The organism is Gordonia sp. NB41Y, from assembly GCF_030718915.1.
Lineage (GTDB): Bacteria > Actinomycetota > Actinomycetes > Mycobacteriales > Mycobacteriaceae > Gordonia > Gordonia desulfuricans.
In genome coordinates, this window is record NZ_CP132196.1 from 2,114,789 (window position 1) to 2,137,428 (window position 22,640).

Annotated in this window: 25 protein-coding genes; 15 read left to right on the plus strand and 10 right to left on the minus strand. The window is 69.7% G+C overall.

The window, feature by feature from the left end; translation table 11 throughout:
- Positions 1-228: 228 nt before the first annotated feature.
- On the minus strand, positions 229-1,026 hold the full coding sequence (locus Q9K23_RS09030; protein WP_053777135.1) for an HAD-IIA family hydrolase: 798 nt from the start codon (positions 1,024-1,026) through the stop codon (positions 229-231).
- A gap of 41 nt (positions 1,027-1,067) precedes the next feature.
- Here Q9K23_RS09030 and glp point away from each other — a divergent pair, with 41 nt between their 5' ends.
- The 4 genes from glp to Q9K23_RS09050 all read left to right on the plus strand — a co-directional run bounded on the left by glp (position 1,068) and on the right by Q9K23_RS09050 (position 6,488).
- Positions 1,068-2,321, plus strand: coding sequence for a gephyrin-like molybdotransferase Glp (gene glp / locus Q9K23_RS09035; protein ID WP_053777155.1), 1,254 nt, complete (start codon positions 1,068-1,070; stop codon positions 2,319-2,321).
- A 125-nt stretch (positions 2,322-2,446) separates the two neighbouring features.
- Positions 2,447-3,169: a phosphatidylserine decarboxylase gene (locus Q9K23_RS09040; protein ID WP_020793708.1), complete on the plus strand. Its 723-nt coding sequence runs from the start codon at positions 2,447-2,449 to the stop codon at positions 3,167-3,169.
- A gap of 2 nt (positions 3,170-3,171) precedes the next feature.
- Complete coding sequence (locus Q9K23_RS09045; protein WP_053777136.1) at positions 3,172-4,206, plus strand: phosphatidylcholine/phosphatidylserine synthase; 1,035 nt, start codon at positions 3,172-3,174, stop codon at positions 4,204-4,206.
- Positions 4,203-6,488 carry an AAA family ATPase gene (locus tag Q9K23_RS09050; RefSeq protein ID WP_053777137.1) on the plus strand — a complete coding sequence of 762 codons (2,286 nt, stop codon included), beginning with the start codon at positions 4,203-4,205 and terminating at the stop codon, positions 6,486-6,488. The genes Q9K23_RS09045 and Q9K23_RS09050 overlap by 4 nt, the downstream gene beginning before the upstream one ends.
- A gap of 50 nt (positions 6,489-6,538) precedes the next feature.
- Here the strand turns inward: Q9K23_RS09050 and Q9K23_RS09055 are convergent, their stop codons facing one another.
- Positions 6,539-7,132 carry a hypothetical protein gene (locus Q9K23_RS09055; RefSeq protein WP_152972715.1) on the minus strand — a complete coding sequence of 198 codons (594 nt, stop codon included), beginning with the start codon at positions 7,130-7,132 and terminating at the stop codon, positions 6,539-6,541.
- Between the two features lie 160 nt (positions 7,133-7,292).
- A complete protein-coding gene (locus tag Q9K23_RS09060; RefSeq protein WP_020794374.1) occupies positions 7,293-7,700 on the minus strand; it encodes a hypothetical protein in 408 nt (135 codons plus the stop codon).
- Between the two features lie 135 nt (positions 7,701-7,835).
- Between Q9K23_RS09060 and Q9K23_RS09065 the strand changes: the two genes are divergently transcribed.
- From Q9K23_RS09065 to mnhG, 6 genes are read left to right on the plus strand one after another with little or no spacing between them, the layout of a single operon-like run.
- Complete coding sequence (locus Q9K23_RS09065) at positions 7,836-10,754, plus strand: Na+/H+ antiporter subunit A (RefSeq protein WP_305950476.1); 2,919 nt, start codon at positions 7,836-7,838, stop codon at positions 10,752-10,754.
- Positions 10,754-11,392 carry a Na(+)/H(+) antiporter subunit C gene (locus tag Q9K23_RS09070; RefSeq protein WP_020792174.1) on the plus strand — a complete coding sequence of 213 codons (639 nt, stop codon included), beginning with the start codon at positions 10,754-10,756 and terminating at the stop codon, positions 11,390-11,392. The genes Q9K23_RS09065 and Q9K23_RS09070 overlap by 1 nt, the downstream gene beginning before the upstream one ends.
- A complete protein-coding gene (locus Q9K23_RS09075; RefSeq protein WP_053777139.1) occupies positions 11,389-12,996 on the plus strand; it encodes a Na+/H+ antiporter subunit D in 1,608 nt (535 codons plus the stop codon). The genes Q9K23_RS09070 and Q9K23_RS09075 overlap by 4 nt, the downstream gene beginning before the upstream one ends.
- Positions 12,993-13,784, plus strand: coding sequence for a Na+/H+ antiporter subunit E (locus Q9K23_RS09080; RefSeq protein WP_020793733.1), 792 nt, complete (start codon positions 12,993-12,995; stop codon positions 13,782-13,784). The genes Q9K23_RS09075 and Q9K23_RS09080 overlap by 4 nt, the downstream gene beginning before the upstream one ends.
- Positions 13,781-14,044 carry a monovalent cation/H+ antiporter complex subunit F gene (locus Q9K23_RS09085; RefSeq protein WP_020793731.1) on the plus strand — a complete coding sequence of 88 codons (264 nt, stop codon included), beginning with the start codon at positions 13,781-13,783 and terminating at the stop codon, positions 14,042-14,044. Before Q9K23_RS09080 ends, Q9K23_RS09085 begins: the two co-directional genes overlap by 4 nt.
- On the plus strand, positions 14,041-14,379 hold the full coding sequence (gene mnhG, locus Q9K23_RS09090) for a monovalent cation/H(+) antiporter subunit G (protein ID WP_053777140.1): 339 nt from the start codon (positions 14,041-14,043) through the stop codon (positions 14,377-14,379). The genes Q9K23_RS09085 and mnhG overlap by 4 nt, the downstream gene beginning before the upstream one ends.
- Positions 14,380-14,415: 36 nt before the next feature.
- Here the strand turns inward: mnhG and Q9K23_RS09095 are convergent, their stop codons facing one another.
- The 4 genes from Q9K23_RS09095 to Q9K23_RS09110 form a co-directional block, all read right to left on the minus strand.
- Positions 14,416-15,549, minus strand: coding sequence for a glutamate--cysteine ligase (locus tag Q9K23_RS09095; protein WP_305950477.1), 1,134 nt, complete (start codon positions 15,547-15,549; stop codon positions 14,416-14,418).
- 42 nt (positions 15,550-15,591) lie between these two features.
- Complete coding sequence (locus tag Q9K23_RS09100) at positions 15,592-16,206, minus strand: superoxide dismutase family protein (protein ID WP_020794021.1); 615 nt, start codon at positions 16,204-16,206, stop codon at positions 15,592-15,594.
- 67 nt (positions 16,207-16,273) lie between these two features.
- Positions 16,274-16,762: a LytR C-terminal domain-containing protein gene (locus Q9K23_RS09105; protein WP_053777142.1), complete on the minus strand. Its 489-nt coding sequence runs from the start codon at positions 16,760-16,762 to the stop codon at positions 16,274-16,276.
- Positions 16,763-16,845: 83 nt separating this feature from the next.
- Positions 16,846-17,205 (minus strand): DUF3263 domain-containing protein, encoded by a 360-nt coding sequence (locus Q9K23_RS09110; RefSeq protein WP_053777143.1) that lies wholly within the window; start codon positions 17,203-17,205, stop codon positions 16,846-16,848.
- 276 nt (positions 17,206-17,481) lie between these two features.
- On the opposite strand from Q9K23_RS09110, the gene Q9K23_RS09115 reads away from it, so the two are divergent.
- The 5 genes from Q9K23_RS09115 to Q9K23_RS09135 all read left to right on the plus strand — a co-directional run bounded on the left by Q9K23_RS09115 (position 17,482) and on the right by Q9K23_RS09135 (position 20,986).
- On the plus strand, positions 17,482-18,306 hold the full coding sequence (locus tag Q9K23_RS09115; RefSeq protein ID WP_020794067.1) for a hypothetical protein: 825 nt from the start codon (positions 17,482-17,484) through the stop codon (positions 18,304-18,306).
- Between the two features lie 10 nt (positions 18,307-18,316).
- Entirely contained in the window at positions 18,317-18,937 is a 621-nt protein-coding gene (locus Q9K23_RS09120; RefSeq protein WP_020794065.1) for a peptide deformylase, read from the plus strand.
- Between the two features lie 113 nt (positions 18,938-19,050).
- On the plus strand, positions 19,051-19,905 hold the full coding sequence (locus tag Q9K23_RS09125; protein WP_053777145.1) for a hypothetical protein: 855 nt from the start codon (positions 19,051-19,053) through the stop codon (positions 19,903-19,905).
- A complete protein-coding gene (locus Q9K23_RS09130; protein ID WP_053777146.1) occupies positions 19,902-20,471 on the plus strand; it encodes a ribonuclease domain-containing protein in 570 nt (189 codons plus the stop codon). Before Q9K23_RS09125 ends, Q9K23_RS09130 begins: the two co-directional genes overlap by 4 nt.
- Complete coding sequence (locus tag Q9K23_RS09135) at positions 20,468-20,986, plus strand: barstar family protein (protein WP_020794608.1); 519 nt, start codon at positions 20,468-20,470, stop codon at positions 20,984-20,986. The genes Q9K23_RS09130 and Q9K23_RS09135 overlap by 4 nt, the downstream gene beginning before the upstream one ends.
- Position 20,987: 1 nt before the next feature.
- Here Q9K23_RS09135 and Q9K23_RS09140 read toward each other — a convergent pair whose 3' ends face one another.
- The 3 genes from Q9K23_RS09140 to Q9K23_RS09150 all read right to left on the minus strand — a co-directional run bounded on the left by Q9K23_RS09140 (position 20,988) and on the right by Q9K23_RS09150 (position 22,632).
- Positions 20,988-21,398, minus strand: coding sequence for a hypothetical protein (locus Q9K23_RS09140; RefSeq protein ID WP_261977869.1), 411 nt, complete (start codon positions 21,396-21,398; stop codon positions 20,988-20,990).
- A gap of 52 nt (positions 21,399-21,450) precedes the next feature.
- Entirely contained in the window at positions 21,451-22,209 is a 759-nt protein-coding gene (locus Q9K23_RS09145; RefSeq protein ID WP_053777147.1) for a siderophore-interacting protein, read from the minus strand.
- A gap of 72 nt (positions 22,210-22,281) precedes the next feature.
- Entirely contained in the window at positions 22,282-22,632 is a 351-nt protein-coding gene (locus tag Q9K23_RS09150) for a GNAT family N-acetyltransferase (RefSeq protein ID WP_020794869.1), read from the minus strand.
- Positions 22,633-22,640: the final 8 nt, after the last annotated feature.

Here is a 22,640-nt window from a genome sequence, read left to right on the forward strand (position 1 = left end):
CACGCTGCTCGATCCGATGTGAACACACGATGATCGGCCGTCGAGAACATACGATGATTGAGCCGACGAGGAGCGCAGCGACAAGTCGAGTCGAAATCTCCGCCGGCCGAACTCGACACCGCCACCACCTCCGACGCGCTCACCACCCGACGCCGGCTGCGTGACCTGGTCGAATTCGTCAACAGCCGTTGCGCGACAACATCGTTGCCGTGTCAGCCGCGTGGGAGATCAGCCGTCGATCTTCGCCAGCAGTGCGGGCAGATCCGCGATCGAGTCGATGACGTGGTCGGGCACCGGCCCGAACTCGTCACGCTGCAACGCCGTCAGAGCTTCCTGCCGGAACTTGCCGGTCCGCACCAGCACGCCGATCAGCGCCGCCGCCTGTGCGCCGAGCACGTCGTTGTGCATGTCGTCGCCGACCATCACGACCTGTGTCGGGTCGAGGTTCATCAGGTCCACCGCGGCCCGGAACCCCAGCGGGGACGGTTTGCCGATGGCGCGGATCTTGCGTCCGGTGGCCTTCTCCAGCCCCTCGAGGTAGACGCCGGTGTCGATCGAGAGCCCCTGCGCCGTCGACCATGTCATCGACCGGTGCATGGCGATCACCGGCACCCCGGCCAGCTGCAGTTCCAGCACCGCCGACAGCGCCTTGTGGGTGAACACCGGACCGGCACCGCCGAGCACCACCACCTGTGCCTGCGCCGGGTCGTCGGTGAGCGGCACCCCGGTCATGTCCTCGGCGATCGGCCCCTCGTTGAGCACCCACACCCGTTTGCCCGCGTGGTGGCGGGCAAGGTATTCGGCGGTGAGTTTGGCGGCGGTGAGGATCTCGTCGGGTGCGACGTCGAAGCCGCACTCGACGAGTGCGGCGGCGATCTCTCCACGTGACCGGGATGTGGTGTTGGTGAGGAACATCCGTGGATATCCCCGCTCGGCGAGTGTCGCCACCGCCTCGAGGGCACCCGGCAGCGCCTTCCACGAGGTGACCATCACCCCATCGATGTCCAGCAGCAGTCCCAGGCTCATAGGGCGAATCTAGTCCCAACCGCAATGGCATGCTGGGCGTCATGCGTTCCGTGGCCGAGCATCAGCAGACCATCGCGGCATTGTTCGCCGCACCCGACCCCGTCCGCCTTGCGGTGGCCGACGCCCACGGGTCGGGACTCCTCGACCACGTCGTCGCACCGATCTCGTTGCCGGGCTTCGACAATTCGGCGATGGACGGGTTCGCGGTGCGGGCGGCCGACCTCGCCGGTGCCACCCCCGACGCCCCGGTGCGCCTGCCGGTGGCCGCCGACATCCCGGCCGGCCGGACCGATGCCGTGGCCCTCGCCCCCCGTACCGCCCACCGGATCATGACCGGTGCCCCGCTGCCCGACGGCGCCGACGCGGTGGTCCCGGTGGAGGACACCGACGCCTCGTTCGCACCCGGCGCCGATTCCGTGTCATCGGGGACGGTCGGCTTCCACGCGGCCCCCACCGAGGGCAGACACATCCGCCGCGCCGGCTCCGACATCACCGCGGGCGAGGTGGCACTCGCCGCGGGTGCCACGCTCGGCGCCCCCCAGATCGGTCTGCTCGCCGCCCTCGGGATCGCCGAGGTGAACGTCGCGCGCCGGCTGCGGGTGGTGGTGCTGTCCACCGGTTCCGAGCTCGTGGCGGCCGGCACCCCGCTGCAGCACGGGCAGATCTACGAGTCCAACAGCGCCATGCTGGCCGCGGCCGCACGCGAGGCCGGTGCCCTCGGCCGGCACGAGCATTTCGTGCCCGACGACGTGCCGCAGTTCCTGGCGAAGCTCGACGCCACCGCGGGGGACGCGGACCTGATCATCACCTCCGGCGGGGTCAGCGCCGGCGCATTCGAGGTGGTCAAGGAGGCCCTCACCGACCCGGCCGACACCGGTCACGCCGTCGAGTTCGTCAAGGTCGCGATGCAGCCCGGCATGCCGCAGGGCGCCGGGGTGCTCCTCACGCCGGTCGGCCGACGGGTACCGATCATCACCCTGCCCGGCAATCCGGTCAGTTCGCTGGTGTCGTTCGAGGTGTTCATCCGCCCCGCCCTGCGGACCGCGATGGCCCTGCCCGACGGCCGACGACGCGTCACCGCACGACTCACCGCCGACCTGCGGTCCCCGGCGGACAAACGCCAGTTCATGCGCGGGGTGATCACCGAGACCCCCGACGGGGCCCAGGTGGTGCCGATCGGCCCGCCGGGCAGCCACCACCTGCGGTTCCTCGCCGAGGCGAATGCACTGATCGACGTCCCGGTGGAGGTCACCGCGGTGGCCGCGGGCGAGTCCGTCGACGTGATCGTGCTCTGACGCCGCACCTGCGACCGACCTGTCGGCACCCCACCGGCGGACCGGTGGAGCGCGCCGCACCGGGCGCTCTAAGCTGGACGGACCGCGCCGGTCTCGGCGCGGTCACACCAGCGAGAGGATGAGCCGTGGCGAGGCGCCCGCGACCGGACGCACCAGACGGTCTGTCACCCGCACACCTGGTCGAGCTGGTTCGCGAGACCGTCCCACCGGTCCATCCGGCCGGTCTTCCGTTCGTCGCCGCGGCGTCGGCGGTGGCCGTCGCCGGACGTCGTCATCGGTGGATCTCGGTTCCCGCGGCACTCACGGCCGGCGCATGTGCGGCGTTCTTCCGGCACCCCGACCGGGTACCGCCCACCGAGACCGACGCCGTGGTGGCGGCCGCCGACGGCCAGGTCTGCCTGGTCGACGAGGCCGTTCCGCCGGCCGAGTCGGGTCTCGGTCCCGACCCCCGGCCCCGCGTGTCGGTGTTCCTGTCCCTGTTCGACGTGCACGTGCAGCGGGTTCCCGTGGCCGGGACGGTCACCTCGGTGACCCACACCCCGGGCCGGTTCGTCTCCGCCGACCTGCCCGATGCGAGCGACGTCAACGAACGCACCACCATGACGATCCGCCCCGATCACGGCGGCGAGGACATCGCCGTCGTCCAGATCGCCGGGCTGCTCGCCCGCCGCATCGTCTGCAATCCCGTCGTCGGCGACCACCTGACCCTCGGCGAGACCTACGGACTGATCCGATTCGGTTCACGCGTCGACGTCTACCTGCCCCCGGGCACCACACAGCAGGTCCGGATCGGGCAGCGGACCGTCGGCGCCGAGACCCTGCTCGCGAGCCTCGAACCGCAGGGCTGACCATGAACGCTCGTCCGGACCGCAAACCCGGAGCGGCGCGTACCCCCACCGCCCGGGTGGCCTCACGTACCGGCCGCCGTACCACCGCCGATCAGCAGTCGCGGATCCGTCGGCAGGCGTCGGCGTCGCGGATGTTCGTCCCGTCGGCACTCACCATCCTCGCCATCTGCGCGGGGATGACGGCGATCCGCTTCGCCGTCAACGGCAACGTGAACGCGGCGATGGCGCTGCTCGTGGCCGCCGCACTGCTCGACGGCATCGACGGGCGCGTGGCCCGGATGATGGGTGCGACCACCAAGATGGGCGCCGAGATCGACTCCCTGGCCGATGCGATCAACTTCGGCGTGGTGCCGGCGGGCATCGTGTACTTCGCCCTGCTCGACGGCTCCGACATCGGCTGGGGCATCGGGCTGATCTACTGCTGCGCCATCGTGCTGCGGCTGGCCCGGTTCAACACCCTGCTCGACGACGACGACGCCCCCGGCTACACCCGGGACTTCTTCGTCGGGGTGCCCGCACCGGCCGCCGCGATCTGTGCGCTGCTCCCGATCGGCCTGTACCAGCAGTTCGGCGACGGCTGGTGGACGTCGAACACCGCGATCGGGGCGTGGCTGCTGCTGGTGGCGCTCCTCGCGGTCAGCCGGGTCCCCACGTACTCGTTCAAGGCATCCAAGGTGTCGCCGCGGGCGCTGCCGGTGCTGCTGATCCTGGTCGCGATCGGGGCGGCACTGCTGCTGACCTACCCGTATGTGCTGATGATGATCCTGATCGGCCTGTACGCCGCGCACATCCCGTTCGCGTGGCGCAACCGCCGCTGGGTGGCCTCGCGTCCCGAGCACTGGGATGCCCCGCCGCGCGAACGCCGCGCCGAGCGGCGTGCACTCGCCCGCAGCCAGCCCGGCCGGCGGATCATCCCGGGCCGGCGGCAGACGATGAAGAAATCCGATGGCCGGCTGGGACTGCACCGGCCCACCGGCCGACGTCCCCCGTCGACGTCCGGTGCGCCGACCGACAAACCGGGAGATCCGACGACGTGACCGCGCAGCTGACGCTCACCGCCCGACTCAATCCGTCCGCCGCCGACGCCCGCCGCGGCATCGTCCGTGTCCACCGCGAGGTGCTCACCGCACTCGGACTGCGCGAGTGGGACGCGGTCAGCATCACCGGTGCACGGGTGACCGCGGCGGTGGCCGCCGCTGCCGCCGACGACGCCCCGACCGGCACGATCCTGCTCGACGACATCACCTTCTCCAATGCCGGTGTGCGGGAGAACGCGACCGTGGTGATCGCCCCGGTGCCGGTGCACGGTGCGAACCGGGTGATCGTCACCGGCTCGGCGCTGGCCACCCACGGCGCCGACCCCGCCACCCTGCGACGCGCGCTGCTGGGCAAGGTGCTGTCGGTGGGCGATGCGGTGTCGCTGCTGCCCCGGGATCTGGGCCCCGAGCTCACCGCCGCCGAGGCCACCCGCACGCTGGCCCGGTCGGTGGGCATCACCTGGACCAACGAACTGCTCACGGTCTCGGCCACCGAGCCGGGCGGCCCGGTCAGTGTGCAACCCAACACCGCGGTGCTGTGGGCAACGGTGGGTGGTGACCCCGTCGGCACCGGGTTCGACGGAGCATCGGCGGGCGCACCGCTGACGACACCCTCGGCCTCGGCCTCGGCGGCCACTCAGACGACACCGCCTGCCGCCCAATCGGTCCCGGGATCACCGCAGGGGTCCGAACCACCGCGCCCGGTGGCCGAACTGGTGGGCGTCGACGCACAGGTCGCCCGGCTCACCGAATGGCTGACCATCACCCTCGACGAGCCCGAGGTACTCCGAACCCTCGGCGCCACACCGCATCTCGGTGTGATCCTGACCGGACCGGCCGGGGTCGGCAAGACGACGGTGGTGCGGTCGGTGGTCGCAGGTCGCCCACTCGCCGTCGTCGACGGACCGACAGTCGGTGCCACCGAGGCGAATTCGCGGTTGCGTGCGGTCACCGACGCCATCGGTACCCTGTCCGGCGGCGGCGTCCTGCTGATCACCGACATCGACGCCCTGCTGCCCGACGAGCCCGAACCGGTGTCCACCCTGATCCTGGACGCACTGCGTACCGCACTGGCCGCGCACGACGCCCAGCGGCCGACGATCGCACTGGTTGCGACGAGCTCCGAGCCGGCGAACATCGATGCGCGCCTTCGTGATCCGGATCTGTGTGACCGCGAGCTGACGATCGGCCTGCCCGATGCTGCGGTCCGCGCCAAACTGCTCGCGGCGATCCTCCGCGGAGTACCGACCGACGGCGACCTCGACCTGTCGACGGTGGCCGCCCGCACCCCCGGCTTCGTCGCCGGCGATCTCGCGGCGCTGGCCCGAGAGGCGGCGCTGCGGGCCGCGGCCCGGTACACCCGCACCGACAGCCCCGACCGGCCGGCACCGACCCTGTCCGACGCCGACCTGCAGGGCGCACTCGAGGTGATCCGGCCGGCGTCACGGGCCGAATCCCCCGAGGTGGCACTGGGTTCGATCACCCTCGACGACGTCGGCGACATGGTCGAGACCAAGCAGGCACTCACCGAGGCGGTGCTGTGGCCGTTGCAGCATCCCGACACCTTCGCCCGGCTCGGGGTGGACCCGCCGCGCGGGGTGCTGTTGTTCGGTCCGCCCGGCTGCGGGAAGACCTTCGTGGTGCGGGCGCTCGCGGCGTCGGGCCGGCTGTCGGTGCACACCGTCAAGGGTGCCGAACTGATGGACAAGTGGGTGGGCGCCTCCGAGCGGGCGGTACGCGACCTGTTCTCTCGCGCAAGGGAATCCGCGCCGTCGTTGATCTTCCTCGACGAGGTGGACGCACTCGCCCCGCGGCGCGGGCAGTCCACCGACTCCGGGGTCACCGACCGCGTGGTCGCGGCATTGCTGACCGAGCTCGACGGTGTGGAACCCCTGCAGGACGTGGTGGTGCTCGGTGCCACCAACCGGCCCGACCTGATCGACCCGGCACTGCTGCGGCCGGGACGGCTCGAACGTCTGGTGTTCGTGCCGCCGCCGGACGAGGCAGCGCGCGGCGACATCCTGCGGACATCGGGCAAGTCGGTGCCCCTCGCCGACGACATCGACCTCGACGACCTCGCCGCCGATCTCGACGGCTACTCCGCCGCGGACTGCTCGGCGTTGCTGCGGGAGTCGGCACTGGCGGCGATGCGCCGCAACATCGACGCCGCGACGGTCACCGCCGACGACATCGCCGACGCCCGCACCCGGGTCCGGCCGTCACTGGATCCCGACCAGGTGGAGAACCTCCGGGCCTACGCCGAACGACGACTCGACCAGTAGCTGCCTCCGGCGGGCTCCGGGTCCACCGCGGGACCCGGAGCGTGCCGGACTCAGCTGGTCTGGGTCTGACCGTCGGACTGCGACGGGGTGGTGGTCGGAGCCTGTCCGTTCTGGCCCTGCCCGTTCTGGCCCTGCCCGGGCATCTGGCCGTTGCCGGTCCCCGGCATCTGACCGTTGCCGGGCATCTGACCGTTGCCGGTCCCCGGCATCTGGCCCATGCCACCACCGGGCATCTGACCGTTCATCCCGCCGCCGGGCATCTGGCCGTTGCCGCCCCCGCCGAACGGGGACTGCTGGGTGGTCTGCGACGACCCGGAGTCACCGACCACATAGCCGGCACCGAAGCCGAGCAGACCGAACCCGACGGCGAGTCCGATGCCGCCGGCGATGATCGCGTTCTTGGTCTTGTCCGGCAGACCCGGGCCCGGCTGCGCCGGTTCGGCCGGCGCCACCGGCACCTGACCGGTCGGGCCGCTCGGCGTGATCGGGTCGGTCGGGGTGATCGGGGCGGTCGGGGGAACCCCGGCTGCGCCGACGGTCATCGGGGCGGGAGCGGGCGCGCCGGGCAGTGGCGTGGTCGCGGCGTCGGCCGCCCCGGAGGGCTGGTTCGACGGATCGGGCGTCGTGGTGTCGGACACCGACATGTCACTCTCGCTTTCGGGAGGAGGAAATCATCTCCGCCCACGGTGCCCACCGGCACTGGGCCCCGTCTGCCCGAACACTGTGAGTCCCCTGTGAACGCCCGGCGCGTGCGCAGCGGCCATCACCTGCCACCGGGCGGCGGTCATGCCACCGGGAGCGCGATCAGCCGGTGCTCACCTGATAGAACAGCGACGTCGGGCCGCCGGCCGCCACCGGCGACACCCCGACGGTCACCCAATAGGTGCGCTGATCCTTGGTCGACGACAGCCGGACGACGGTCTGCCCGCCCGCGGTGTCACGCCCGTTCTCCTGGTAGCCGTCGTCGGTGAGCTTGCGCACAGCACCGTCGAGCGGGTTACCCGCGTTCGCCGGTGCCTGCACGGTGAGTGTCCACTGATCGCCGCTACCCGCCGATGCGATGATCTGCCCGTCGACCAGCGGAACCTGTTCGGCCGGAAAGTCCGCGGGCAGCCCGGCCCGACGATCGTCGCCACCGGACGAACAGCCTGCCAGCAGGACCGTCACGACGAGTGCGGTGAGCAGTGCTCCCAGCCTGACGAACCGAGTCATGGCAGCAACGGTAAGGTAAATGCGCCGGGCCTCACCAGTGACACTCCACCGGGGCATCTCACAGAGGTGACGCGACCGAGTGACACCGGGGTCCACATCACCCCGCCCAACCGAGTAGAGACGGAGTGCTCCCTCTTGATCGCTGTGCTGACTGCACTCGCAGTGTGTGCACTGATCGCGCCGGGAGTGATCAAGGTCCTCGGGACGCGCGGGTTCTACGTCCTGGCGCTGGCCCCGCTCGGCGGGTTGATCTGGGTCCTGTCGCATTGGCCCGGTTCCGACCGCGCACCCGCGATGCAGACCATCACCTGGGTTCCGTCCCTGCACATGGACATCGTCATGCGGATGGACACCCTCTCGGCCATCCTGTCGGTGCTCATCCTCGGTGTGGGCACCCTGGTGCTCTGCTACTGCGCGCACTACTTCGACGACGCCCGCCCCCGCGTCCAGGTGTTCGGCGGCGAGATGGTGGCCTTCGCCGCCGCCATGTTCGGCCTCGTGACCAGCGACAACATGCTGGTCCTCTACATCTTCTGGGAGCTGACGACGGTCCTGTCGTTCATGCTCGTCGGCTTCTACCGGATTCGTGCCACCGCCCGTCGCTCGGCCACCCAGGCCCTGCTGGTCACCACCTTCGGCGGTCTGGCGATGCTCGTCGGCATCATCATGCTGGGCGAACGCACCGGCAGTTACCTGCTCAGCGACCTGGTCGCGAATCCGCCGTCGGCCGGTGTCTACGTCGACATCGCGGTGGTGCTGCTGCTGATCGGCGCCCTGAGCAAATCGGCGATCGTCCCCTTCCACTTCTGGCTGCCGGGCGCGATGGCCGCCCCGACCCCGGTCAGCGCCTACCTGCACGCCGCAGCGATGGTGAAGGCCGGTGTGTACCTCGTCGCCCGCCTCGCCCCGGCGTTCGCACCCCTGCTGAGCTGGCAGGTCCTGGTGATCGGGCTGGGTTCGGTGACCATGGTGCTCGGCGGCTGGCGCTCGCTGCGAGAACTCGACCTCAAGCTGATCCTCGCGTTCGGTACGGTCTCGCAGCTCGGTTTCATGACGGTGCTGGTCGGGATGGGCGATGCCATCGTGGCGATGGCCGGCCTGACCATGCTGGTCGCGCACGCCCTGTTCAAGGCGTCGCTGTTCATGGTGGTCGGCATCATCGACCACGCGACCGGTACCCGCGACATCCGTAAACTCGCCCGCCTGGGCCACCGTCTGCCGGTGCTGGCGGTCACCGCCGCCGTCGCCGGGGCGAGTATGGCCGGACTGCCGTTCACCTTCGGTTTCGTCGGCAAGGAGACCGCCTTCGGGTCGGTGTGGGAGACCGGGTCGTTGCAGCCGTGGCAGCGCGACACCGTCGACATCGTGCTGCTGATCGGCTCGATCATCACCTTCGCCTACACCTGCCGGTTCCTGTGGGGTGCGTTCGGACGCAAGCTGCGACCCCTGCCCAGCCGGGCGGTCGCCAAGATGCATCCGCCCACCCCGATGTTCCTGTTCTCCCCGATCCTGCTGGCCGCCCTCGGTGTGGTGTCCGGGTTCATCAGCGGATGGATCGGACACTGGTTCGAGCCCTACGCCGAGACCCTGCCCGACTACGGGCACGAGCTCGAGCACCTGGCCATGTGGCACGGCTGGGGTCTGCCGGTCTACTTCTCGATCGTCGTCATCGTCGGCGGCACCGTACTGTTCCTGGTGGTCCGGGCGCTGCGCGAGCGGATCTTCTCGTTCAAGCCGCTGATCAACGCCGACCGGATCTACGACGCCACCCTGCGCGGCGCCGACACCCTGTCGCTGATGATGACCCGCAACACCCAGCGCGGATCGCTGCCGGTGACGCAGGGCATCATCCTGTGCACGGCGATCATCCTGCCGACGACGATGCTGTTCCTCGGCTCCCGCGACCGCCTGGAGGCGAGCGGCTTCGAGTCGGCCACCCAGGCCGTGATCGCCGGCATCATGGCGGCGGCCGCCCTGGCCACGGTGGTCCTGCGCAACCGGCTGGCCGCCACCCTCACCGTCGGCATCACCGGCTACGGCTGCGGCGCCCTGTTCGCGCTGTACGGCGCCCCCGACCTCGCCCTCACCCAGTTCCTGGTGGAGACCCTGACCCTGGTGATCTTCGTGCTGGTGCTGCGCAAGCTGCCCGCCGAACCCGAACCCCGGCACGCCACCGCGTTCAAACCGCTGCGCGCCCTGATCGGTCTCGCCTTCGGTGTCTCGATCGTGCTCATCGGACTGTTCGCCGCGGCCGCCCGCACCGGCCAACCGGTCAGCATCGACCTGCCCGCCGCGGCCTACGACTTCGGTCACGGCGCCAACGCCGTCAACGTCCTGCTCGTCGACATCCGCGCCTGGGACACCCTGGGCGAGGTGTCGGTGCTGATCGTCGCCGCCACCGGCGTCGCATCCATGGTGTTCCGCAACCGGCGCTTCGGCGCCGCCCCACGGGTCGCCGACGCCACCCGCCTCTACGGGCCCAACCACGACGATGACGACGACCCGATCCCGCCGGATCGCACCACCTGGCTGCTGGGCAGCGAGTTCCGCGACCCACGGCACCGGTCGATGGTGCTCGAGGCCACCACCCGCCTGATCTTCCCGACCATGGTCGTGTTGTCGGTGTACTTCTTCTACGCCGGTCACAACTCGCCCGGCGGCGGTTTCGCCGGCGGCCTGACGATGGGGCTGGCGCTGGTGCTGCGGTATCTGGCCGGCGGCCGCTACGAACTCGGCGAGGCACTGCCGGTGGAACCGGGCACCTTCCTCGGCGCAGGCCTGCTGATCTCCGCCTCCACCGCCGTGGCCTCCATGTTCCTCGGCGCCCCCGCTCTCTCGTCGGCGGTCTTCGAGATCACCGTGCCGGTGCTGGGCCACATCAAGCTGGTCACCGCGCTGTTCTTCGACCTGGGCATCTACCTGATCGTGATCGGTCTGGTGCTCGACGTCCTGCGCAGCCTCGGCGCACGCCTGGACGTCGAGGGACCCGACGCCCCCGAGGCCGGCAGCACCGTCGCCGAGGCCGTGGCCGCACGACGGGCAGGTGATCGCTGATGAGTATCAACCTCGGACTGCTCGTGGTGATCGCCGTGCTGATCGCGGCCGGCGCCTACCTGCTGATGGAACGCAGCCTGGTGCGGATGCTGCTCGGCCTGCTGGTCGCCGGCAACGGCATCAACCTGCTGATCCTGGTGATCTCCGGCGGGATGGGCAATCCGCCGATCAAAGGGCGGGACTCGGCCGGCCGCGCCACCGACGCCGACCCCCTCGCCCAGGCGATGGTGCTCACCGCGATCGTGATCACGATGGGTGTCGCGGCCTTCGTGTTGTCGCTGGTCTACCGCCTGTTCGTGCTCAACCGTGACGACGACGACGTCGAGGACGACCTCGAGGACGTCAAGATCCTCACCGGCTCGCTGCACACCGCCCCCGACCGCGACCGCAGCGATGACCCGCTGACCGGTGCCGACACCTCCGCGGGCGACCTGTTCGACGACGACGGCAACCCACTCACCCCGGAGGAGTACAGCAAGCTGCACCAGGACGTGATCGAAACCGACCTCATGCCCGAGGACGCCGACGTCGTCGACGAACTCGCAGACGGCGACGACGGGACCGGCGAGGACGGGACAGGCGGCGACGGGACGGGTGGCCACGGCAGCTCCGATGACCCCGAGGAGGTGCGGTCATGACCCCGCAGACCTCATGGTTGCCGGTGCTGATCACGCTGCCGACCCTCGCGCCGCTGCTGGGCGCGGCCCTGACCCTGGTCCGCAGTCGCAGTGCGCTGTTGCAACGGGTCGTCACCGTCAGCGCCATCCTCATCGCCTTCGTCGCGTCGTGTCTGATGCTGTACCTGACCAACGAGCACGGCACCTATTCACTGGCCGTCGGCGGCTGGGGGGACAAAGGCTTCCCGAACGGTCCGCTCGGCATCACCCTTGTGGTCGACCCGCTCGCCGCGCTGATGCTGGTGGTGTCGTCGTTCGTGCTGCTCTGCGTGGTCATCTACGCGATCGGTCAGGGTATCCGCGACGGCAGTGACGACCAGCCGGTGTCGATCTTCCTGCCGACCTATCTGATCCTGTGTGCGGGAGTCTGCAACTCCTTCGTCGCCGGCGACCTGTTCAACCTGTTCGTGTCGTTCGAGGTCCTGCTCGCCGCGAGCTTCGTGCTGCTGACCCTCGGCGCCAGTGCCGACCGCGTACGCGCCGGAGCGTCGTACGTGATGGTGTCGATGCTGTCGTCGCTGATCTTCCTGGCCGGCATCGCCTTCGCCTACGCCACCACCGGAACCCTCAACCTCGCCGAGATGGCGTTGCGTCTGGACCACGTACCCGACGGCACCCGCAATGCGCTGTATGCGGTGCTCCTGGTGGCCTTCGGCATCAAGGCCGCGGTCTTCCCGCTGTCGACGTGGCTGCCCGACTCCTACCCCACCGCGCCCGCCCCGGTCACCGCGGTGTTCGCCGGCCTGCTCACCAAGGTCGGTGTGTACGCGATCATGCGCACCCACACCCTGCTGTTCCCGGGCGGGTCGATGGACCGCATCCTGATGATCGCGGGCCTGCTCACCATGCTGGTCGGCATCTTCGGTGCGATCGCCCAGTCCGACATCAAACGTCTGCTGTCGTTCACCCTGGTCAGCCACATCGGCTACATGGTCTTCGGCATCGCATTGTCGTCGGAGATCGGGATGAGTGCGGCGATCTACTACGTCGCCCACCACATCCTGGTGCAGACCACCCTGTTCCTGGTGGTGGGACTGATCGAACGGCAGGCCGGGTCGGCGTCGCTACGCCGCCTCGGCGGCCTGATCGCCAGCCCCGTGCTGGCGGCACTGTTCCTGCTCCCCGCCCTCAACCTGGGCGGCATCCCCCCGTTCTCCGGCTTCCTCGGCAAGGTGGCGCTGATCCAGGCGGGCACCGACAACGGTTCGGTCCTGGCGTGGCTGCTGGTCGGCGGATCGGTGGTCACCAGCCTGCTCACGCTGTACGTCGTCGCCCGCATCTGGACCAAGGGCTTCTGGCGTCCGCGCGCCGACGCCCCCGAGGGTGATCTCTCCGACAGCGCGCCGTCGGCCCTGATGGACGAGAGCGACGACATCGCCTTCGACGACCGCGAGGACGTCGGCCGGATGCCCGCCACCATGGTGCTGCCGACCGCGTTGATGGTCGCCGCGGGCATCGTCCTGACCATCTGGGCGGGCCCCATCTTCGGGTTCACCGACCGGGCCGCCACCACGATCATCGACCGCGACCACTACATCGGCGCGGTCCTGGGAGGTGATCGATGAGCGAGGCACGACCCCCGCGTCGGGAACCGGTACGTCCGGTCGGCAAGGGTCCGGTGAAGTCGGGCATCGTCAACGCCTGGCGCCTGACCGTGATCACCTTCGCGTGGACGACGGTCAGTGCCTGGGTGTGGGTGCACGAGCGCGTCCGTATCCCGAGCTGGCTCGGCTCGGACGGCCGCGAGGCCGCCGTCCGGTTGTGGACGATCGCCTGGCTGGCCTTCGTGTGGGTACTGCTGTGGGGCACCGTGTCGTGGGCCAACGTGATCGCCGGGGTGGTGCTCGCGGTGGCCATCCTGGTGCTGCTGCCACTGCCACGCGTACCCGTCGAGGGCCGCATCCACCCGCTGTCGTTGCTGGTCCTGATCTCGCGGCTGGTGTTCGACTTCTTCGTCTCCAGCGCCCAGGTGGCCTGGGTCGCCGTGCGGCCCGGCCGCCCCCCGCTGGGCGCGGTGATGCGGGTGCGGGTGGCGATCAAGTCCGACATGGTGCTCACCCTGGCCGTCGACTACCTCAACCTGGTGCCGGGCACCATGGTGCTGGAGATCGATCACCGTCGCCGGATGCTGTACGTGCATGTCTTCGACGTCCGCTCGGACAAGAAGGTGCGGCAGTTCTACCGGCAGGTGGCCTTCGTCGAGCGCATGTTCATCAAGGCCTTCGAGCGCGACAGCGAATGGCATCCCAGCCCGTATCACGGCATCCACGACGACTACCACCAGGTCCCGCCGGCCGGCCGTACCGGCGCGGTGTCCGGTGAGCGCAGCGCACGCAGTCGGGGTGAGCGATGACCGTCGTGTGGTACATCGTCAGTGCCCTCCTGCTGATCGCCGCGATCCTGGTGACCGCCCGAATCCTGCTCGGCCCCACCACCCTGGACCGCCTCGTCGCCCTCGACGCACTGATCGCGGTCTGCATGTGCGGTCTGGCAGCGTGGGCCGCCTACAGTGGCGACACCACGGTGGTGCCGGGGATCGTGGCGCTCTCGTTGGTCAGCTTCGTCGGATCGGTGGCGGTCGCCCGATTCCGGGTCAGGGACGATCAGACATGAGTATCTCGGAGATCCTCAGCGCCGTGTTCCTGCTGCTGGGCGCCCTGATGGCATTCACCGCGGCGATCGGCATCGTGCGCTTCCCGGACACGTTGAGCCGGATGCACGCGGCCACCAAACCACAGACACTGGGCCTGCTGCTCACGCTGATCGGCGCCATGCTGAGCATCGGTGGCGGCCACGTCGACGTCGGCATGCTGGTCCTGGCCGGGATCTTCGCACTGATCACCGCGCCGGTGGTGGCACACCGCCTGGGCCGTCTGGTCTATCAGGAACAGCGGGCCCGCGACGGATTGATGGACCGCGAACAGATGGAACGCGGCGACCGCGACTAGCGGTTGCGATCACCCGGTCGGGGCGTTCGGCAGAACCTACCGGGTGAGTTCGCCGACCACGGCGGCCACCACCGCGCGCGGGTCCTGGGTGCGCTGGTAGACCGCACGTTGCCGCTGGTAGCTGCCGCCGTGGGCGATGATGTCGCCGACGCGGGCGAGCTCGTCGAGACAGTTGAGGCCGGCGGCGATCGGCTCGAGCCTGCGCAGCAGGTCGGCGAGGTCGTCGGTGACCAGCCGCTCGTTGCACTCGGCGTCGAGGATCACGATCGCGTCCAGACCGTAGCGGGCGGCCCGCCACTTGTTCTCCTGGACCAGCCACGGCGCCATCTGCGGGAGTTCCTCCCCCGCCGACAGCCGACGATCGAGGTCGACGACCAGGCAGTGGATGAGCGCCACGATCGCCGACAGCTCGGCCAGGTTCGACATGCCGTCACACACCCGCACCTCGATGGTGCCCAGATGCGGTGACGGCCGGATGTCCCACCGGATCTCGTTGAGGTGGTCGATGATCCCGGTGGTCTTCTGATCGGCGACGAAGGCCTCGAACTCGGCCCAGGTGGCGAAGTGGAAGGGCAGCCCCGCGGTGGGCAGCTGCTGGAACATCATCGCCCGGTTGCTGGCGTATCCGGTGTCGTCGCCGGTCCACATCGGCGACGACGCCGACAACGCGAGCAGATGCGGATAGTGGTTGAGCAGTGACGTCAGGATCGGGAAGACCTTGGCGCGGTCGTCGATCCCGACGTGCACGTGAACACCCCAGATGAGCATCTGACGACCCCACCACTGGGTGCGTTCGATCAGTTCGGCGTACCGGTGCCCCTCGGTGAGCAACTGCGTGGAGTACTCGGCGAACGGATGGGTGCCGGCACCGAACAGGTCGACGCCCAGGTCGCCGGTCACCGACCGGACCGCGTCGAGGGTGCGGGAGAGGTCGGCGATCGCCGTCGGGGTGTCCGGGCAGATCCCGGTCACCAGCTCGACGGTGTTGCGCAGCATCTCCTTGTGCACATGTCCGGCGAGGGCCGGGTGCCGGCGGCCGAACTCCACGAAGAGGTCGGCCGCCGAATTCGAGAGATCCCCGGTGGTGCGGTCGGTGAGGGCGAGTTCCCACTCCACACCGAGGGTCGGGGCTGGCGACCCACGGAACTCGATGGGGGTGATCACCGGCATCGGCCCGTCCTCACGTCGTCGGGGCTGACCGCGTGTCGCAGATCAGTTGTCCTCGGCCTCGATCACACCGCACGCCACGCGGGCCTCGGTGTCCGGGGCGGCGTCGTGGATGATCAGGGTGTGGCCGGTGACCTGTGCCAGGGTGACCGAGCTGGTCGAGGTGGTGGTGGCGCCGGAGCCGTCGGCGAGGATGCTCATCGACACCAGATCACCGGACTCGGGGGTGCCGGTGTGGCCGTCGACCTGCAGGTGACCGCCGGCCGACGCGAAGTCGTCGGCGGGGTTGCAGGTGGTGCCGGTGTGGATGTGCATGCCGTGCAGGCCCTCGGCCAGGCCGCTGCCGGAGTTGATCTTCACGACCACCGCGAGGCTCTCGCCGGTGGGGCTGAAGGTGGCCTCGCCGATCTCCTTGCCGGAGGTGGTCTTCAGCGTGGCGGCGGCCGTCTCGCCGTGGCCGCTCTCGCCGATGCCGTCGGCCACGTCGAGCCCGGCGGTGGGTGCCGGGTTGCCGGTGATGACCGCCGGGGTGGTGCCCTTCTCGGTGGTGGTGGGCTCATCCGGGGTGCAGCCGGCCAGGGCCAATCCGATGGCACCGGCCGAGGCGAGCACCGCCAGCGCGCGCATGGTCTGCCGGCCTGATTTCGAACTGACGGTCATCTCGCTCCTCGAGGTGATGGGTTGGTGTTCATCCGGCCGGAATCCGGCGCGGGAGTCTTCGGGGTGTTCATCGGTTCACCACGACCACGGCGATCCCGCCCTGGCAGGGGGTGAACGAACTACCGAGGTTGTCGCGACTCTCGACGCTGGCGTCACCGCTGAGGGCGTCGGCGAGCTTCTGCGCCTCGTCCTTCTGGTCTGCCTCGGAGTAGATGATCGTGTTCTCGGAGAAGCCGCCCCGGGTGTAGTTGGACGGTTTCTGGGTGGTGAAACCCTTCTCCTTCAGCTGGTCGGCCACCTCACCGGCGAGACCGGAGATCTGGCCGGCGTTGATCACGCAGATCTTGGCATCACTCGCGGTGGTGGTCGTCGTCGGTGCCGCGCTGCTGGTGGTGGCCGGTGCGCTGGCCTGCGCCGCCTGCAGTGCGGCCTCCGGGTCGTTGCCCGAGGTGGCCGCCGAATGCCAGCCGAGTCCGATGAACACGATGGCCACGGCGAACAGCAGCATGGCGCCGGCCCGCAGTGGCAGTCGATTCGTGTCGCGATCAGCATTCATCATCGATGACCTTAGCCCACATCGGTGTGACCTCCTGGGCGGGAGCGCCCCGTCGGTCTCGACAGCGGTGGTCCCCGGCGGGGCTAGGTGATCTCGAACCCGAGTCGGCGGGCGGCGCGCGCCTTCTGCCGCGAGGCGCGCAGACGACGGAGCCGTTTGACCAACATGGGGTCGGCGGCGAGCGCCTCCGGCCGGTCGACGAGTGCATTCAGGAGCTGGTAGTACCGGGTCGCCGACAACCCGAACAGTTCCTTGATCGCCTCTTCCTTGGCGCCGGCGTACTTCCACCACTGACGCTCGAAGGACAGGATGTCGTGCTCACGCCGTGACAGTCCGTCCGGCCCCACCTCGTGTGGATCGGCGTTCGCGGTGGTGTCGTTCGCAGTGGTGTCCGGTGCCGGCAGATCACCCTGCTTCTGGCTTCGCGCTGCTGCGCTGTCCATCACGCTCCCTCAAGATCGCCTCTGCAGCCCTCACACCACGAAATGTGGCGGCGGATACGCGCCGACAGGGATTGTCCGCCGGCCACTGCCCGCCCGAATCACAGTGGTGTGGTTCGTCAATATCTAACCACGCATCGGGCCCCGTACCCCGGTGTGACTCGCCCTGCGTATCGCGTGTTCCGGCGGCCCGGCCGACGTACCGCGGTCCGGCCCCTCGAGGATGATTTGTTAGCCTGCCCTCATCTAGGGGCGAGAACGCCCATCGGGGAGGAAGTCATGGGGAGATCATCCATCACCAGCAGGCCCGTCGGCATGCGGACAGCGCACTGTGTGGCGCTGATCGCAGGGCTGATCATCGCCCTGGCGGCATCGGTGTCCGGCGCCACATCGGCCGGCGCCGCACCGAATGGCACACCCGGCGGTGAGCGGGTGGTATTCGTCCTACCGGGGCAGCAGCTGCTGCCCGAACCGGCCCTGCTCGACGCCACCTACGGCCCGCTCGAGGACGCCCTGCGACGCGACGGCTACCGCGTCGAACGCCTCGACGACGTGCAGGGATTCGACGTCGCCGCCGACGCCGAGGTGATCGCGCGTGCAGTCCGCCCGGCGGCCCGGTCGGCATCCTTCGTCGGGCTGGTGTCCCACTCCGCCGGTGGACTCGGCGGCCGGTACTTCCTGAAGTTCCTCGGCGGCGCCGATCTGGTCGACGAGTACGTGGCGATCGGCGTCCCCCAGTACGGATCGCCGTCGGGGTGTTCCCAGCCGGTCGGCAAGGGCTATGACACCTGCACCGATTCACCCCTGATCAAGCGGCTCAACGAGGGGCCCGACGCCCCCGGTCCGACGCGGTACTCGGTGGTGCAGAGCGACGGCGAATGGGTCGACGGACGCCTCGACGGCACCGCACAGTGCCGGACATATGTTCCGGTGCCGTTGTCGGGCACCGGCTTCGACCACACCGTCGAACCGGCCACCCCGCAGATCGCCGACCCGGTGCGGGCGACGCTGCGCGGGCAGTGCCCCGGACAGGTGGTGACCGATCCCGTGGACGGCTTCACCTGGAAGCAGACGGTGTATCCCGACCTGAAGGCACCGAAGTAATCTGTCGGTCATGGCGATTCTCCCGATCTGCATCATCGGCGAGCCGGTGCTGCACCGTCCCACCGAACCCGTGCCGCTCGACGCGCAGGGCCGTCCGTCCGCCGAGACGGTCACCCTGCTCGACGACATGTACGAGACGATGGACGCGGCCAACGGTGTCGGCCTCGCGGCGAACCAGGTGGGCGTCGGTGCACGCATGTTCGTCTTCGACTGCCCGGACGGCGAGTCCCGGACGGCGGCGCGGCGGCGCGGCGAGGTGATCAACCCGGTGCTCGAGACCTCCGAGATCCCGGAGACCATGCCCGACCCGGACGACAACGACGAGGGCTGCCTGTCGGTGCCGGGCGAGCAGTTCCCCACCGGTCGTGCCGACTGGGCGCGGGTCACCGGCGTCGACCGTGACGGCGGCGAGGTGGTGATCGAGGGCCACGGGTTCTTCGCGCGGATGCTGCAGCACGAGGTGGGCCATCTCGACGGCTTCCTCTACGTCGACGTCCTCGTCGGCCGCAACGCCCGCGCGGCGAAGAAGGCGGTCAAGCGCAACGGCTGGGGCACTCCCGGCCTGACGTGGCTGCCGGGTGCGCAGGCCGACCCGTTCGGTCACGACGACGAAGAGGAAGACGACGACTGAGCGCCGACCGGACATCGACGGCCGCCGATTCCCGTGACCAGCTCCCGTGACCACAGACTCCAGTGACCACCGACAACCCATGACCGCTGACAACTCATGACCGCTGAACACCCATGACCACAGAACCCATGTCGTCCGACCCGTTTCGGGGCGTGCCGGCCTTTCGGGGTGACCGGGTGGTGGTGCGGTATCTGCTCGGTGCCGCGGCACCGGCCGACTGGCGTCCGACGCCCAATCCCGCACCGGTCGGCGGGCCGACCCGGTCCGATGTCACCGGCTTCCTCGTCGACCGCGGCGACCCGGTCCGTCTCGAACGTGACGGCGTGATCGAGTCGATCCCGCAGTCGGCGATCACCTCGATCCGGCTGCTGTCGGCGGTTCCGGTGCGCAACAGCGAGATCCGCGCCCTCGAACAGGTGATGGCCACCGCCGGGGCGGGGCGAGAGCAGGAGTGGATCGGCGGATGGCTGGTGCGCGCCGACGGCCCCGACCCCTCGGCGGTACCGCTGGAGCGGTCCGTGCACGCCGACCCCGACACCCTGGCCGCGATCGAGGGCTTCTACACCGCACGCGGATTGCCGGTGCTGCTGTCGATTCCCGAGCGCCTGCTGCCGCGGCAGGTCGACGGCACCCCGGCCGGACCCGAGATCCACATCCTGACCTGCGATCTCCCCGGCTCCGGCGCGACCGCCACCCGGGGGATCGACCCCGACCCGGCGCCGGTTCACCACGATCATGGGGATGCGGTGGTGTGCACCGCCGCCGACGGCACCCGGTGGGCGGGGATCTCGGCGACCGACGACGCCACGCTCGCCGAGCGCATGGTGTGGGCCGCCGGACTCGGGGCGCAGCGTGCCTACGCCCGGCTCCCCGCCGATGACGTCGCCGCCGGAGATCTCTATCGGACAAGGGGTTTCACACTGCATCACCGCAGCAGACACCTCAGTCCGGCGGGGATGTCCCGGTGAACGCGGGCGCACCGACCCCGGCCCGACGCCGGCGCCAGGCACTGATCAGCGCGATCGGCCTGGTCGTCGTCGCGGTCGTCGTGGTGATCACCTGGCTGATCGACGGCCAGGGCACCGATCAGGATTCGGCGCACCGGGATTCGACGTCATCGCAGACCACCAGCGCCGCGGCATCGACATCTGCCACGACATCGACAGCTGCCGCGACATCGAAGGCGGCGGCCGCCAGGCCGGGGACGTCGCGCGCCACGAGCACCCACCCCACCGCGGGCACCGCACCCGCCCATGTGATGCGCACACTGGCGCTGATCGATGCCGGGCAGTGGCCCGAGGCGGCGAACGCACCGGGCACCAAGGGCGGGGTCACCTTCCGCAACAGCGAGGGGCGACTTCCCCGGACCAGCGCGTCGGGTCAGCGGATCACCTATCAGGAGTGGGACGTCAATCCCAAACAGCAGGGACGGTCCCGCGACGCCGAGCGGATCGTGACCGGCAGCGACGGAACGGCGTGGTACACCGCCGACCACTATCAGACCTTCAACCGTATCCGGGGGCCGAACTCGTGACCGCTCAAGCGCTTTCCCTGACCGAGTTCCTGTCCTGCGGCGCGCTGCCGGGGCTCGCCGACCGGCGGATGTCGACCGACGACGCCATCGCCACCCTGCCGGCCTCGCTACCCGACGGCGTCGAGCTGCGGGTCACCGACGCCGCCCGATTACGTACGCGCAGGGCCCTGTTCACCGAGTTCGCCCGGATCTGGACCTTCCCCGACTACTTCGGCAACAACGCCGATGCCTTCGACGAGTGCATGCGCGATCTCGACGAGTTCGCCCGGGACGCCGGAAGGCCCACGCCGACGGGGTATCTGACGGTGATCACCGGGGCGCAGCGGCTGCTGACATCGGCGCAGGAGTTCGCGTGGTTCGCCGACTCGATCGCCTTCTACCGCGGCCACTACCGCGACGTCGCCTCCCCGCCCGCACCGTTCGCCGTGCTGTTGACGGCACCGGAGGCCGCCCGGCCAGAGGTCGTCGACCGCTGGGGTTCGGTGGGTATGCCGCCCGTCTCCGTGTCGGTGTGAGCTATTCGCCGGCGGCGCGGGCCAGTGCCGGGCGCAGCTGGTCGAGTACGTAGACGGTGGCCCCGGGCGACGGTTCGTTGAGCCCGGTGACCGACATCTGCGTCATCTGGGTGACCGCATCGGACTTCACCGACCGCAGGTTCTTGTAGCCGGGCAGCCCCACCAGACGTTTACGCAGGCCCTCGTTCTCGGTGGCGATCACCAGCAGATCGGAGTCGAGCCAGCCGAGGTTCTCGACGCTGAGCGCGAAGCGCGGCTCACCGGTCGACTGTGCCTGCGCGATCACCCTGGGCGCCATCGTGAGTCCCAGTGAGCTGAACAGTTTTCCGGCGCCGTCGTTCGGATCGCCGAGCACCGAGAACTGATCGGAGCCGTACATGTAGGCGAACGAGCAGGCCGGGTGTCTCGACATCGACCCAGCCCTCCCCCGATGCCCCTCCCCTGGCACCCGTCGCCCCGACGACTCAGGACGGGTCGGCATCCGGACGCCAGTACGCCTGCGCCTTGACCCCTTTCTTACCCAGACCGAAATCGGTGCGGAACAACTCGGCGACCGCGCGGGTGCTCACCGTGTCCAGCGCCACCCAGCCGAAGTGGCCGGTGGCCGCATGCGCCGCCGACCGCACCGCATCGACGAGCGCGGCACCGTCGCGCTCGCGTCGAATCCAGTGGATCGTGTCGATCTCGCGGGCATGCAGCGGGAGATCACGGTCGTCGTCGTGGGTGTACTCGAACCAGACCGTCGCCGGGACACCCGGCGACGACACCGTCAAGGCGTCGAGCAGCGAGTTGATCGCGGGCAATGCCGCCGGATCACCGGCGACCAGCCATCCCGTGGGCGCAGGCTCGGGGATGGCGAACTTCGAGCCCATGAACGTGGCGCCGATCGTGTCGCCGGGCTTGGCCGACTGCGCCCAGCGCGCGGCGGCACCGTCGTGGATGGCGAACTCGATCGCGAAGGTGTCGCCCGCGGCATCGGGATCGGCGAGGGTGTACCCACGCTGATGCGCCTTGCCGTCGGACTCGAACCAGAGTCGCACCCACATGGTCGGATGCACCGGCCGGTCGCGGAGCAGCCCGCCGCCGGTGAAGGTGATCCGCAGGTAATGGTCGGTGACCTTCTCACTGCCGGTGACGGTGAACTCGTAGTCGTCGGCACGCAGGAGTTTGAGGACGGCACCCTGCCATCCGCGCGACGGGGACTTCTGTCGGGTGTCGGCCATGCCGATCCTTCCCTCGGGTACATGCATTCGAGGAAAGGGTAGCCTAACCAGACAGTCGAATCCCGGATCCGCTCAGACCGGCGCCAACGGCACGATCCCGGGATGGGCATCGAGGAAGTCCTTGGTGAACGAGCAGATCGGGCGAACCCGGACCCCCTGGTCGCGACAGTAGGCGAGCGCCCCACGCGTCAGCCGGGTCCCCAGCCCGTGGCCGGTGTACTCGTCGTAGAGCACCGTGTGCAGCACGGTGATCGTGCGCTGCCCGTCGATCTCCTCGTCGGAGTAGCCGAGCACTCCCACGAGATCACCGGCCACCCACAGCTCGAACCGCTCGCGGTCCCGATTGTGGACGACCTGCGAGATCTGCTGCAGGATCGACTGCGCCGTCTGTGGCGGCTGATGGTGTCGGTTCTTTCGGTGCATCCGTCCTC

Coding starts and splice junctions, on each gene's coding strand:
- glp (WP_053777155.1), top strand. CDS start 1,068: ATGCGTTCCGTGGCCGAGCATCAGCAGACCATCGCGGCATTGTTCGCC.
- Q9K23_RS09150 (WP_020794869.1), bottom strand. CDS start 22,632: ATGCACCGAAAGAACCGACACCATCAGCCGCCACAGACGGCGCAGTCG.
- Q9K23_RS09030 (WP_053777135.1), bottom strand. CDS start 1,026: ATGAGCCTGGGACTGCTGCTGGACATCGATGGGGTGATGGTCACCTCG.
- Q9K23_RS09145 (WP_053777147.1), bottom strand. CDS start 22,209: ATGGCCGACACCCGACAGAAGTCCCCGTCGCGCGGATGGCAGGGTGCC.
- Q9K23_RS09125 (WP_053777145.1), top strand. CDS start 19,051: ATGACCACAGAACCCATGTCGTCCGACCCGTTTCGGGGCGTGCCGGCC.
- Q9K23_RS09120 (WP_020794065.1), top strand. CDS start 18,317: ATGGCGATTCTCCCGATCTGCATCATCGGCGAGCCGGTGCTGCACCGT.
- Q9K23_RS09115 (WP_020794067.1), top strand. CDS start 17,482: ATGGGGAGATCATCCATCACCAGCAGGCCCGTCGGCATGCGGACAGCG.
- Q9K23_RS09085 (WP_020793731.1), top strand. CDS start 13,781: ATGACCGTCGTGTGGTACATCGTCAGTGCCCTCCTGCTGATCGCCGCG.
- Q9K23_RS09080 (WP_020793733.1), top strand. CDS start 12,993: ATGAGCGAGGCACGACCCCCGCGTCGGGAACCGGTACGTCCGGTCGGC.
- Q9K23_RS09070 (WP_020792174.1), top strand. CDS start 10,754: ATGAGTATCAACCTCGGACTGCTCGTGGTGATCGCCGTGCTGATCGCG.
- Q9K23_RS09110 (WP_053777143.1), bottom strand. CDS start 17,205: ATGGACAGCGCAGCAGCGCGAAGCCAGAAGCAGGGTGATCTGCCGGCA.
- Q9K23_RS09075 (WP_053777139.1), top strand. CDS start 11,389: ATGACCCCGCAGACCTCATGGTTGCCGGTGCTGATCACGCTGCCGACC.
- Q9K23_RS09045 (WP_053777136.1), top strand. CDS start 3,172: ATGAACGCTCGTCCGGACCGCAAACCCGGAGCGGCGCGTACCCCCACC.
- Q9K23_RS09140 (WP_261977869.1), bottom strand. CDS start 21,398: ATGTCGAGACACCCGGCCTGCTCGTTCGCCTACATGTACGGCTCCGAT.
- Q9K23_RS09055 (WP_152972715.1), bottom strand. CDS start 7,132: ATGTCGGTGTCCGACACCACGACGCCCGATCCGTCGAACCAGCCCTCC.
- Q9K23_RS09095 (WP_305950477.1), bottom strand. CDS start 15,549: ATGCCGGTGATCACCCCCATCGAGTTCCGTGGGTCGCCAGCCCCGACC.
- Q9K23_RS09060 (WP_020794374.1), bottom strand. CDS start 7,700: ATGACTCGGTTCGTCAGGCTGGGAGCACTGCTCACCGCACTCGTCGTG.
- Q9K23_RS09105 (WP_053777142.1), bottom strand. CDS start 16,762: ATGAATGCTGATCGCGACACGAATCGACTGCCACTGCGGGCCGGCGCC.
- Q9K23_RS09100 (WP_020794021.1), bottom strand. CDS start 16,206: ATGACCGTCAGTTCGAAATCAGGCCGGCAGACCATGCGCGCGCTGGCG.
- mnhG (WP_053777140.1), top strand. CDS start 14,041: ATGAGTATCTCGGAGATCCTCAGCGCCGTGTTCCTGCTGCTGGGCGCC.